This is a genomic window from Mucilaginibacter angelicae (assembly GCF_042434235.1).
GTDB classification, from domain to species: domain Bacteria; phylum Bacteroidota; class Bacteroidia; order Sphingobacteriales; family Sphingobacteriaceae; genus Mucilaginibacter; species Mucilaginibacter angelicae.
Genome location: NZ_JBHLTS010000004.1, coordinates 365552 through 379127 on the forward strand (window position 1 = coordinate 365552; position 13576 = coordinate 379127).

Annotated in this window: 9 protein-coding genes; all 9 read right to left on the reverse strand. The window is 46.1% G+C overall.

The genetic code is table 11. From position 1 onward, the window contains the following. Positions 1 to 4 precede the first annotated feature (4 nt). Positions 5 to 1084 carry a Gfo/Idh/MocA family protein gene (locus ACFFGT_RS01730; RefSeq protein ID WP_377020767.1) on the reverse strand — a complete coding sequence of 360 codons (1080 nt, stop codon included), beginning with the start codon at positions 1082 to 1084 and terminating at the stop codon, positions 5 to 7. A gap of 1 nt (position 1085) precedes the next feature. Next, positions 1086 to 1799 carry an L-rhamnose mutarotase gene (locus tag ACFFGT_RS01735; protein ID WP_377020768.1) on the reverse strand — a complete coding sequence of 238 codons (714 nt, stop codon included), beginning with the start codon at positions 1797 to 1799 and terminating at the stop codon, positions 1086 to 1088. Beyond that, complete coding sequence (locus ACFFGT_RS01740) at positions 1796 to 3718, reverse strand: hypothetical protein (RefSeq protein WP_377020769.1); 1923 nt, start codon at positions 3716 to 3718, stop codon at positions 1796 to 1798. The genes ACFFGT_RS01735 and ACFFGT_RS01740 overlap by 4 nt, the downstream gene beginning before the upstream one ends. Positions 3719 to 3724: 6 nt before the next feature. Beyond that, positions 3725 to 4609 carry a sugar phosphate isomerase/epimerase family protein gene (locus ACFFGT_RS01745; RefSeq protein WP_377020770.1) on the reverse strand — a complete coding sequence of 295 codons (885 nt, stop codon included), beginning with the start codon at positions 4607 to 4609 and terminating at the stop codon, positions 3725 to 3727. A 4-nt stretch (positions 4610 to 4613) separates the two neighbouring features. Beyond that, complete coding sequence (locus ACFFGT_RS01750) at positions 4614 to 6014, reverse strand: acetylxylan esterase (RefSeq protein WP_377020771.1); 1401 nt, start codon at positions 6012 to 6014, stop codon at positions 4614 to 4616. A 130-nt stretch (positions 6015 to 6144) separates the two neighbouring features. Beyond that, a complete protein-coding gene (locus ACFFGT_RS01755; protein WP_377020772.1) occupies positions 6145 to 7275 on the reverse strand; it encodes a sialidase family protein in 1131 nt (376 codons plus the stop codon). A gap of 7 nt (positions 7276 to 7282) precedes the next feature. Beyond that, entirely contained in the window at positions 7283 to 8008 is a 726-nt protein-coding gene (locus ACFFGT_RS01760) for a DUF3826 domain-containing protein (protein ID WP_377020773.1), read from the reverse strand. A gap of 13 nt (positions 8009 to 8021) precedes the next feature. Then, the gene (locus tag ACFFGT_RS01765; RefSeq protein ID WP_377020774.1) at positions 8022 to 10778 is read right to left on the reverse strand and encodes an alpha-L-rhamnosidase; all 2757 of its coding nucleotides are present in this window, start codon (positions 10776 to 10778) and stop codon (positions 8022 to 8024) included. A gap of 3 nt (positions 10779 to 10781) precedes the next feature. Continuing rightward, the gene (locus ACFFGT_RS01770) at positions 10782 to 13568 is read right to left on the reverse strand and encodes a glycoside hydrolase family 2 protein (RefSeq protein ID WP_377020775.1); all 2787 of its coding nucleotides are present in this window, start codon (positions 13566 to 13568) and stop codon (positions 10782 to 10784) included. Positions 13569 to 13576 lie beyond the last annotated feature (8 nt).

Here is a 13576-nt window from a genome sequence, read left to right on the forward strand (position 1 = left end):
AATATCATGCGCTTAACTCGTTTACGGTTAAATTAAATTCGGTGAGGATGTCATCAACTTTTACGGGTTTGCCGCTTTGTAACGAGCGGTCCATAGCCTGCAGCAGAGCGATAGTACCGATACCTTCCTTAATATCGGGATAAGCGGTGTAGCCTTGGGTGATGCTGTCCGCAAAGTATTCGAGGTAATTTTGGTATTCGCCGGCGTGGTGGCTTTTGCCCTCAAACCTGAAATAGTGCTTCAGTTTATGTTCCCAGGTTAGGATGCGTTCTTCGCCGGTATTATCGGTGATGGCATAGCGCAGGTCCATATAGTCGCCCTGGCTGCAGCCTTCGGTTCCGCGTAAAATGCAGCTCATTTCGCTGTCGCGGGTAACGGGCTGCACCGGGCCTGTATAACAGCCGCTCACCCTGGCGATTCTACCGTCCTTCGCTTTAAATATAAAGTGCATGGTATCCGGGTTCTTGAGGCCTCCTTTTGCTCCGTTAGAACTTAGCATACCGTAGCCCATCACCTCTTCAATCTCCGGCAAATACCATCGGATAAAATCAACCGGGTGGCTTAAGCCACCATAAAGCCATTTAAAAGCTTGCTGTAAGGACCATGATTTTTCTAAAAACCAGCGGTGATCTGCATGATAATAGGCCTCTACCGTTATCAAATCCCCTATCAAACCGGCCTCATAATCTTTACGTTGCTTTTTCATCGGCTCAAAAAAACGGGAGCTTTGGCCTACAAATACTTTCTTGCCGCTTTGCTCAACCAGTTCAAGCAGTTCGGCGGCTTTGCTTAAATCATCAATAAATGGTTTGGTGCACACCACATGTTTGCCATGCAGTAAAGCCTGTTTAACGTGTTCGGCATGCAGATGATCGGGCGTATAAATGGCAATGATATCTATTTCAGTATCGTTGAGCAGATCCTCGTAGTTGGTTGTATAACTATGAAAATTGAACTCCTCAACGCGTTGTTTACACAATTCAATATTTCTGTCGCAAACCATTTTCAACTCAAGCTTCTCGCTTTTCAATACTGCCGACATGGTGCTGCGTCCTTCGCCTAATCCTAATATTCCTATTTTCATTTTATAATGATCGTTTAGTGTCGCTGTTGTCTATTACCTGTTTAAAAAACACCCATACCTCGCCCTTTCGCGTACCGGGCACACCTCCCTGGTATTTTTTCATCAACCTGTTCCAATCGTTTACCCGCGGATTATTTTCGATGGTTTTAGGATTGAGGTCGTCAAGCTTTTTGCCTTTCGGGATACTGATCACCAGCATCAGGCGGCGCCCGTTCCTGAACACCAGTAACTGCTGAAAACCTGCATTACAAAAACCCTTAGAAACCTCGGGCCAGTTTTTAAACTGGCTGGTGTGATAATCGATATATTCCTGCTGCAGACGCTCATCGGCAACCAGGTTTGCGGTCAGTATAATGTTATCCCATTGCTTAGCAATGCCATTTGCCCCACAACGCTGCGTTCGGTTAAAATCATAAAACGGGTTGCTGTAAACCGTAACCTGGCATGAGGGGTACGCTGCCTGAGCAGTTTTTTGGATGGACGCCGTGTTTAAATGCTTGCCATAAACAATCAGATGGTTATCCCAACGGTAAACAGCCGAAGCCGGTAACCCCTGCTTGCGGGCGATATTTAATAACGCGGCATAATTGAGCTGCTTACCTTGCGGACCCGTCACTTCAACAATGGCATAAGGGTTTGAAGTTGCCTCTACATGAAATGCAGGCAACAATAAAACCACCGTGAGCCAAACTATATATGCTTTTAATATTTTCATTCTGTTTTATGATTGATAGGCAGGTTATCCTGGTTCACCTTACGATATTGAAACAGATAGCTATAAGGTCGTTCTATACCTGTTGATAGCTTTACGGCATCATCAACCTGCGGACCGTTATTTTCCCAGACATTACCTGGGCCATTGGCATTTTTCAGGAATTTATCTGCCGGGCACCAGTTGTTTTTAATGGTGATGTATGACGATCCCTCATCGGTATACAGGTAAAACCAATGCACAGGATCATGCGCATACGGGGCTTTGTAAATACTATCCACAGTATTATTGCTGATCACCGAACCGGGCTGCGCGGATAGCGTATAAATGCCGGCCACATCATACATATTGCGGGCGTAGTGGTGAATTTTGTTGGCCGTGATACGGTTATCGCTCATGGCGTTGGCGGTCTTTGTCCAGCCCCAGCCCATGCTGATGCCGGTGTAGTTCACGTCGCAAACCTCATTATGCGTTATACTGATACCTTTAACATAGCCTGCGCCAATACCAACGCATCCCCAGTCTTCATTGGTAGCATCGATGATCAGATTATTAGTGATGGTATCATTGGTGCAGATCTCACGCTTATCTGTTGGGTTATAAGGCAGGTGAACTTCCTGCGCTTCGTCGGAATATACACCGTCGAGAATTGCGGTGCCACCGATATCTTTGAACAGGCTACCTTTAACCACATCATTGCGCGTGCCCCGCTGAAAATCCAGCCCGGTTGAGGCCATGTGTTCAAAACCGCAACCATCAAATGCGATGTACGATGCATAAGCTACCTCAACCGCAGCATTTGGTCTGCCTACCCATGCCTGGTTTTCCAACCCCTTTTTTTCCGGCGTGCCTGGAATTTTCAGTTTATATGCATCCAGCATATACATGCCGGCCTGGTGAGGCACTAAACCTGCTTTTGACGGGCGGAGCCAGCTGCTATGCTCAAAGCTGATATTTTTGAACTGCACATAATTTACCAGGCGATCAACAGTGCCTTCCATTTTCACCAGCGTTTCCAGTTGAGGAACGATAACATTAGCCGTTTGCACATCTTCACCTTTGCGCGGGATATAATAGATTTTGTTAGCGATACGATCATGATACCATTCACCGGGCCCGTTTAAAAAGCCAATAGCGTTACTGAGGTAAAATGCCGAATTGCCTGTTTTTTTGGAGATCCAGGGCGCAGGCCATGGGTGTTCAGACTGGATTCGGCTTTCGGGCTGATAAAATGATAAGCGGGCGCTATCCTCCATTAATTGAACAGCCTTAACCCTTAAAATAGCAATAGCCCACCATTGGTGAATAAACATTTCCATGCCCTTAATGCGTGTTATATCAAGCGAAGCCGACCATGGAATTATACAGGTTTCGGTTTGATGGTTCCAGGAAAGGATGCGGTTCATTACCGGGGCATCGGTATCACGGGCACGAATCGCCTTTTCATTATTCACCCATAGCTGCCTGAACTGTAAAGGTTCATCACCGATTGTTGGCGCATCTGCTTCCCAAACTTTGCCTTTGGCCTCCGCAGGCAAACCGGGAATCTCTGAAGTTACTTTACGCCATCCGGCTATAGTTATCCCGCCGCTTAGGATAGTTTTGCCTATGCCTTCGCCCTCAATAAAGGTCGGACTCTCGGCCGTACCTGAATCTTCGGGGCGGATAAATAATGGTTCCGTTAACTGATAAACTCCCGCTAATACTTTGATATGGATGCCGCCTTTTATCGATACATCATTTAAGCGCCTCAGTTCACGGGCTTTCCTGAGCGCCATAGCTACGGTTGCCAGCGACTGCTCTCTTGTCCCCGTATTTTTATCAGAACCTTTCGGGGATACCCAAATTTCGGCCGCAAAAACGCTGCATGTCAAAATAACATTTAACAGCAATGCGAAAGCGAGTATACGGCAGCTCTTCATTATTATTTAATTAGCCTGGAATATTGATTTTACATATGTGGTATTGGCGCTGAAATTCCACTTTACATTCCTCGGGTCTTTGGCATCGCGCGAGCGTTCAATAACCAGCCAACCCGTCCAGCCCATTTTATCTAAAGTGACCTTTACCTGTTCCATGTTTATTTTAGGATCATTTTGCAGCCAAACACCATCATCATTGGTGCAGTGGATCTGCACGATATAGTTTTTGCCCAACACCCTGAGCTCGCTATTCAAATCGCGACCGTTCCTGATGGCGTTTTCAAAGTTGAAATAGCTTTTAATGGCGGGAGAGCCTACATCTTTCAACAACTGCAACTCGCCTTTGGCATCCAGCACTGTTTCAATGCCTATTACAACACCTGCCTTCTCGGCTATTTTTCCAACTTCCTTTAAGCGGGCAACTATAGCAGGGCGCAATTCAGGATATTTCACCAGATCGCCTTTTACCCCCATCGGCAAAAAGCCAATCTTAACACCCATTTGTTTCATGGTGTTGATACAATCGGTAACCGCTTTAACCGCGGTTGGGCGTTCGGCAAATGACTGTGCGAAAAAGCCGGTCATGCCCATGGATGGAATTTCGAGATTCAGCTCTTTTGCCTTGTTCAGGAATACTTTTCTTATCGAGTCTTTGGCCAGTTGGTTATCAAAAGTCTCCCGGTCGCCAAGGCCCCCCATATCTACTTCAACGCCATCTGCACCAATATCTTTGGTCAGTTGAAATGCACCTAATTTTTGACGTTTGAGGATCATCAGGTCAACAACCGCTACTTTATAACGCTGCTTTGACGCGGTTTGGGCAACCGAAAGTGCACTAAAGGCACACATCATCAACCCTATCCATAAACCTGAGATCAACCTGTATTTCATAAACCTATTTTTTTGTTGCCTGCGCAAATACCTTCTCTAATTGTTCAAAGCCCTTTATGGCATTAGCTGGGAGCTTTTCGCCCTTGTCACCAAACACATACATAGCCGGTTCCTTTTCGATGGTGACTTTTTGATCATCGAAATTGCCCTTACTGTCTTTGATCTTATTAATATCAAGATGAAAGTTTTTGGCAATAAAGGCGTACAATGCAGCCCTTTTTGAAGGACCGAAATCATGGCCTTCGTTTGGCAGATGTACATTCTGCACCTTATCTGTGGCGCCGTAATAGCCATACATTTTTTGGAGATAAGGAAAATCGTGTTCGGGCATATTGGCTGTCCAGTCCTGCCCGTCGGAGATCAGTAACTGTGGTCGTGGCGCTGCCATGGCGGCCAGTTCTACATTATCTGTTCCGTTGCCGCATTGATGGATAGGCATCCCGCTTTCACAAGGGCATCCTCCATAAAAGTAAGACGACACCGACACCACCGGGGCGCTGAGTTTGATCCTGTCGTCCATGGCAGTCATCAAAACGGTATGGCTCCCGCCACCTGATCCGCCGCTGACACCTACGCGCTCAGGATCGGTTTCCTTAAGCGAAAGCACATAATCCAGGATTCGGATAGCACCAAGCGCCTGGATAGTTTGTGCCAGGCTACGGCGATGATCTTCATCCTTAAATTGCAGCAGGGATTCGCCCCAGGCAAAAAGATCATAACTGTAGGCCATTGCCCCCATCCGCGCCAGCGAAGCACAACGGATCTGGCAATCGGCACGGTAACGCTGATGTTCCCAATGCCCATCAGGGCTTAAGATCACCGGGATTTTTCCTTTTATTTTTGATGGTTTGTATAACGAGCCATTAATGTACAAGCCCGGCAAAATTTCAATGGCGATATTCTCAACTGTATAACCGTCATAAGTCCGTTTAGGCGTGATGATTGGTTTTGAAGCGGGCTTGGAAGGCAAAGGTGATAGCTCCAAAGCTTTATACAACTGGGGTTTTAGTGTCGCCTTGCGTTGTTCCCAGGTATCCATGTCATGGTATTGGGTCGCTATCCGGTCAAGCTCCTTCCAGCCATCGCTTACCGCCCAGCGGAAATATTCATATTCTTTCAGTTTGTACCTGCCGGGCGCTTCTTTATTCACTTTTAAATCAAGCGGGGTAAGGATGTTAGCCAGTGTGGTATCCACATCAGGCCTGAACCGCCACTGGGCGTAATTAACCCATTTACCCTCAACCTGCGCCACAGTGTATTTGATTTTTATGTGATATTTTTCCTGCACTTCGTCAAGCACATCCTTCAGGGTTTTCCTGTACATGGCATCGGTAGTTTGCTGCGCACGGGCGGCAAAACTCATCGCGATGAGGCAGGTTATCAGTATGCAGGTTAATTTTTTCATTGCTTTATTTTTTTGTAGAGGCTTAAGAAAGCGTCATTGCGAGGTACGAAGCAATCCCCGATTAGCAGAGCCGCCCTGTACAGTTTGGGATTGCTTCGTACCTCGCAATGACGGTTGGGTATAAGTTTAATTATAAATCCTTAGTCTCCCCAGTAGGCACCGGAGGCGTATAGCCTTCCACCTTCGGCCAAACGCCATCCTTTATTTCCTTCAGCTCCAGTTTTGACAGATCAATAACCACATGCTTTATCTTTTGCCTGCGCCAGGTATACACCACATGTACCAAACCATCTGCTGACTGAATAACCGATGGATAAGAATACTGGCTGATAGGCGAATCCTCCAGGATCAAAGCGGCATACCACGTAATACCATCTTTGGATACAGCCACATTCAATGGCGTACGAGCTCCCTTGGCTAAATTTCCCGGCGGTAAAACATGATTGTAAACCAATAACTGGCGGCCATCTTTTAAAGTCACCGCATCGGTACCGGAGTTATTATTTGGCAATGAAGTTTTCTCCAAAGCAGACCATGTTTGCCCGTTATCTTTTGACCAGGTACTTAATATCGCCCTGTTCTGGCTACGGCAAAGCGCCTGCAACCTGCCATCTTTATAAGTTAAAATACTGGGTTGTATGGCTTTCATGTCCTTACCATCGCTTATGGGACCAATCATCGTCCAGTTTTTACCGAAATCTTTAGTGGCTTCAAAATGCACCTGCCATGCTTTGCCTTCGGTGCTTACCGGGCTCAACAGCGTACCATCTTTCAATAACACGGGTTTGTTTTTGATGGGGCCTAAAAAGCCTTCGGGTAAAGCCTTCTGCTCCGACCAGCTAATGCCACCGTCTTTGGATGTTTTTACAAAACCTTTCCATTTTGCCGGGCTCAGGCCTATTTTATAATAAAGCTGTAATTCACCTTTAGGTACCTGGTATAGTATCGGGTTCCAGCAGGCATAGCGTAAGGTATCGTTTTGGATGCCGTTGGCTACGTTAACGCCTTCTGTCCATTTACCGTCAACAAAGCGGCTCATCCAAATACATACATCGGGGTTTCGCTCCTTGGTGCCGCCAAACCATGAGGCTACCAAACCCGCAGGCGTTTCGGCAATGGTTGCTGCATGGCATTCGGGGTAAGGCGCTTTATCATAAATAAACTCATCCGTGATGATGCCCTTGCGCCATGGATTTTGGGCAAACACATTGGCCATTAATAGGCAAGCTCCAATACCGGTAAACAAGATCTTTTTTAGCATCGCATTATTATTTTTGAGTAACAGCCTTATCTTTTGCCGCCTTATCAGCAGCCTTTTTTGCAATGATGGCTTTGGTATAATCGCCGTAGAGCTTGTGCCAGTTACGGCCGTTGCCGTTGAGGTATTGCTCGTTCTTTGTTTTATAGATCTCGAAAATGGCTGATACCTGTTTGATATTTTTAAAATCCACAGCCTGTTCGCGGGCCAGTTTCAGGTTAGCGAGGATTGCTGCTTCTTCAACGGGAGTCAGATCGGGTATAATAGATTTATAACCGGCCAGTGTAAAAGCCACTTTGCCGATAGTATATTTATCAAGCACAGTTTCAACCTGTTCTTCGGTCAGATCATTACTTAAACCGGTCATCAGGTTTTCATGTACCGATTTTGGCAGCGATGAATTAATAATGATCTGCCTGTCCATGGTGCTCAAGGCTTTACCCGTTGCAGGATCGATACCCGCAGGAACAGATTCAAATGAATGACTGCTATTCCAATCGCGGATTGCCTTGAGGTGGGTTGCTATCACATTTTTTACACGAGTAGCTTTTGCCGTATCGGTGAGGGATAACGACCAAACCCAATCCGTCGCTTTCTTATCAACTTCGGCATCGGCTTTCGCCTGGGCTTCGGGTGATGGAGCGGTCTTGGCAGCCTGTTGCTCCTGGGCTTTAACCGCGCTTGAAAGCGACAGCAACGCAATTAGCATAGCACCCGCAATGTTTATTTTTTTCATATCGATGTTTTTTTTAATACTTAACTTCAAAATCATAATTACCAGAGCCTATGCTCAAAACGGCTCGACCGTTTTGCATTTTCACTGGCTTAATTTCTTTTACAGTTGATATTTTAGCCCCACCCTCGGTTACTTCATCCATGTTTTTCGCCGGCACATAAACCAGGGCCGAACTATTTGGCGGCACTATGACATGCCATTTAAAACCGCTTTTGGTACTGGTATAATTACTGCGCACAGTTCCATAGGCTGTTTGATACGAAGCATTAACACTATCCAATACGTTGATAATTGCGGGTTGCATAATCAATTGCTTAAAGCCTGCATTAGATGTTTTTATCCCGGCTATGTCCTGGTAAAACCAGGCAATCAGATCGCCCAATAGCATGATGTGGTTGCGGGAATTCATGGCAGGATTGGCGGTATCGCCGTTCCACAGTTCCCAAATAGTGGTAGCGCCCCTGCCAGCCATATACCCCCAACTTGGATAGGTTGTATTGGAGGCTATCTTCCAGGCCAGATCGGGGCGGCCAAATTCAGTAAGCCCACGCATAAGCCATTGGGTTCCGATTACGCCCGTACTGATATGGTCATGAGCCTCGTTGATCTTAGCAACTATGTTTTTAAATACTGCTTGTTTATGGGCAGTTGGGGTGATCCCGAAGTACAATGGCAACAGGTTGGCTGTTACTGTATTGTTACTGTATTTCGATGTGGTTCTATCAAAATACTTATCATTAAATGCCTTGCTGATGTTCTGCTTTATGGTGCCGAAAAACTGCGCATCGGCTGGCTTGTGCAACATGGTGGCAAACTTTTGCATCAGGCCCGACAGGTGGTAATAGTAAGCCGTTGCAATCAGTTGCCCATCGGTATTAAGCGAGGAGTCTTTAGCGTGGATCAGCTCCGGCGATTCGGGCGGCACACACCAGTCGCCATATTTATCTTTGGTGACGATGTTATTTTTCATGTACTTAACCCGCATATAGTCAATCCATTTTTTCATGGAAGCATAATGCTTTTCAATGGGTGCCTGATCCGCGAACTGTCGGTAAAGCATATCGGCCACCAGGATATAAGTGCCGGGCCAAGTCATGTTATTACTGTAATAATTCCAATAAGCCGGGGCAACGTCCGGAATAGAACCGTCGGCTTTTTGCGATTGCGCGATATCATCCAGCCATTTGGCGTAGAAGTTACCGTTGGCAAACACAAAGCTTTCGCCCAGCGAACCTACCGCCCTATCGCCCAGCCAGGGCATCCGTTCGTTACGCTGCGGGCAGTCGACGGGCATACCTTTATAATTGCTCAGGATCCCCCAATATGCATTATGATAGATCTTGTTGACGATATCGTTGGATGTTTCAAAACGACCAATGGTTGGCAAGGCATCATAAACAACCTGTCCTTCAAAATCGCCCAATTCAGGCTTACCGGGATAACCGCTGATCTCCACATACCGGAAACCGTGATACACAAATACCGGGTGCCAGGTCTCTTCTGCTCCACCTTTCAGCGTATACACATCGGTTACTTTGGCATCGCGCAGGTTGGCTACATACAATTCACCGCTGGCTTGCAGGGTTTCGGCATAACGCAAAGTCACCTTATTGCCCCTGTTGCCTTTTACACGTAGCCGTAACCAGCCTGCCATATTTTGTCCCAGATCCAGGATCCATACATTATCTTTCAGTTGCTTTACGCTGATGGGTTTAATGGTATCCATTACTTTGATCGGCTCGTTCATCTGCGCCTCAATTTTGCCACCAGGAGCTTCAACTAATTCGGCCTTAAGCCACTTATTATCATTAAAACCAGCGTTATTCCATCCCGGAAATTCTTTGGTGGCATCGTATTCTTCGCCATCATACTCGTTATTGGTACGAATAGGACCATCGGCTGTAAAATGCCAGTTGTTATCGCTAATGATGGTTTGCTTTGTTCCATCAGTATATTCAACCTCCAATTGCAGCAGCATTTTTGGGAACCCAAATTCCTTGATTTTTTTTGGTTTGTACTTAGGCCGCATGGTAAAGTAGCGGCCATTACCCAAAACGGTTCCGATGGTATTACCACCCTGTTTCAAGTTAGCGGTAACATCAAAGGTGTTATATTTAACGGATTGGGTATAATCGGTGGGCGGTTCGGCCAAAACCTGGTCGCCAATGGGTTGGCCATTCATATATAGCTCGTAGTGTCCGAGGCCAACGATGTAGGCCGTAGCTTTTTTTATACCCGACTTTAAATCAAATTGATGACGATAGTAACGTGCAGAAAGCCGGGAGAATTTAGAAACGCTATCCCAGGCAAAACCACGGTCGCAGCCTATCCATTTGGCTTTCCAATCTGCAGGGTTTAAAAGGCCTACGCTCCATGTTGCGGGTTTGCTCCAGGTTGTTACGCCGTTGTTAGTCCACACCCTAACTTTCCAGTAACATGCTGCACGGCTGCCAAGTGGCTTACCCGCGTAGTTGACCATAATGGATTCAGCCGAATTTACTTTGTGCGAATCCCACAGGTCACCCTGCCCTGCTGTTAACTTTTCGGGAGTTGAGGCTACGAGGATTTGATAGGCTACCTGGTTGGTATTCCGTATATCGCTCGTGATCTGCCAGCTTAACCGGGGCTTTGCTGTGCCGATACCCGAAGGATTGCTCAACATTTCGCATTTCAGGTTTTGTAAGCCGATGTGGGCATCCGCATAACAGTTGATGGAGCCGTATAAAATAAAGCCCGCTAACAAAATGAGATATGTAAATATCCTCTTCATTCTTTATTTGCCCGAAAAGTCGAAATACAGGTTCAGCGTCAGTGCATCTTCTATATTCCTGTCGTAATTAAAATATTGGTTCTTTTGCCCGCCCGGCCCCAGCTTTTCAGGCTTTTGCGATTTGGTACCTATCGGGGTTATGCCATGCATAAACGAGATATCGCCCGAAGGGAAAAGCGGAGCGGTATTGTATACGTTTTTGGGATTTGAAGGTGTAAACAGGCGCATAAACACGTCCCGGCTGTTACAAACAATGGTTACCGGCTGCCCGGTAGTTTGCAGCTTCATCCAGTACAGGTTGGAGTAATAGCCTTTAAACTCTGGGTAAACAACTTTACCCTGCCCGGTTATGGTATTGTTGTATGTTTTATCCCAAACACCCAGCGCAGTACCTTTCATCCGGTTTTTCCATACCCGGTAAGGGCCATCGCCCATAAAAGTAATCCCTTTGATCTCTTTTTCGGGGAAAGAGAAATTGACACCCATCAAGGTGGCTTCCTCGCCAATAGGCCAATATTTAACATCAAGCTGTACCCAGCCGGATGGGTAGATCGTCCACTTCATTAAAGGCTCCGATTTTTTAGGTGGGAATACCGCTTCAACAACCAGGTTATCGCCCTCATAATGACAGGTAAGTTTTTGAAAGCCGGTTTGATCCTGCCCTTCTACTAATATTGGCCCGTTGTTAAAAGGAATATTTCCTTTAGCATTTTTCACACTAACCAATATGCCCGAATTACGGTTAAACGCCAGTTCGATCCCATTGCCGGTTTTAACGTTGTACAGTGAATCCGTTTCGGTAATTGCAGCTTTGCTTCCTCCTGTTTTGGCGATGAACCGGTTAGCGATCTGATCATGACTGCTTATAGGGAAACTCCAGGTAAACAGCTCTTGCTTATTTACATCAAAAGCCGAGATATACAGCACGTCGAAATTTTGCCAGTCTTTAGGTAGTTGCAACTGCAGATTCCCATACTGTCCCGGTGCAACATCCGGCGAAGCGATGGTACCGATTTTAGTTTTTGAACCGGCACCATTGAGCATAGCCAATTTATAGCTGAAAGTGCATTGTTTGATATTTGTATAAGAATACCTGTTCTCTAAAGGCAGTGTTCCGTTAAACGCTGACGTAATTTCCCTCGGTTCCAGGTAAACCGGGCTCCAGATCTCCTTGATGGCATAGTAGCTGCCTTCCTTTTCATGATATGGGCCAATGATGCCGTCGGGGCCATGGTCGCCATCGCTGTCCAGTTCTCCGTTTTTATCGGTGCGAACTACAGCTTCATCTGCAAAATCCCAGATAAAACCACCTGCCGAAATTGGGGTGTACCACATCTGTTTCCAGAAATCATCCAGCCCGGCACCGCCGCCGCCGTCATATAAACCATGCAAAAACTCGGTAGGGAAAAATATATCGTGACCGTTGATACCTGTATTGGTGCCGTAATCATAATTGATATAGTGTTGTGTATTTGTCCCTCGGAAGATGCCCCATGGATGGATGAGCGGGCGTTTTTGAATGTCCAGCTCATCAAATAAATGATCGAGGTTAAAATTAAAACCACCCTCGTTACCGTTATCCCACATCACAATAGACGGATGATTGATATCTTTTTCGATAAGTTCTTTGGTTAATTTTGAGCCAACAACGTCGTCATAAGCATGGTGCCAGCCGGTAAGCTCATCCAAAACAAATAGACCTAACGAATCGCACACATCCAAAAAATGATCATCGGGCGGATAATGCGACATGCGCACCGCGTTCATGTTCATATCCTTCATCAGCAGTACATCCTCAATACTTATTTTTTTGTTGAGCGCCCTGCCTGTTGTTGGCCAAAATGAATGGCGGTTTACCCCTTTAAATTTAATCTTTACATTGTTAACATAAATGCCATCGTGCTTCCGCAATTCAACCGTACGGAAGCCGATGCGTTGTTTTACCGTATGAACTGCTTTGCCATTTTGGTTCAGCGTAAACACCACATTATACAGATTAGGAAACTCGGGCGACCATAATTTTGGCGATGCAATATGCGTACTGATATTAGCAACGGTATCACCCGCATTGATCTTAACCGAAAACGGGGTACCAAACTTTTGTCCCGCCAGCGTATAAACCTGCCCTGTTACAGTACCACTTTTTACAAATGCCAACCTAAGTTGCGCCTTCAAATTGCCATTGGCTTTGGCATCAACAGCGTAATAGCCGATGTGGGATTTTGGCGAAGCTTCCAGAAACACCGGCCTGAAAATCCCGCCGAACACCCAGAAATCGCCCTTACGCTCGGCCGCATTTACCGATGTGTTGGAGGAGTGTTTGGATACTGTTACTTCAAGTAAATTGGATTTACCATAACTAAGCAAAGCACCTACATCATATTTAAAACGGTAAAATGCCCCCTGGTGAACTGGCCCGGCCAATTTACCGTTCAGTTTCACCTCGGTATCGGTCATAGAGCCATCAAAAACAATGTTTATGGCTTTGCCCCGCCATGATGCAGGTACATTAAACTCGTATTTATAAAGCCCTTTTTCTTTGCCTTTCAGGCTGTCTTTTGCAAGACCGTAGTTATATTTTCCAAAGCCCTGCAGTTCCCAGTTTGAGGGTACAGGGATGGTTGTCCATTTACCTGAATTGTTGCCTTCGGTGCAGAAAAACTGCCAGTTTACGGTATGGTCGCTGCCGGTGCCCGACAGGAATAGTTTTTGCGTTTCCTGGGCGCGGGTTATCAGCCCGCTTATCACAAACAGCAAAACAATCCATATTTTAAAACAGGCAGATCTCATCGATATAT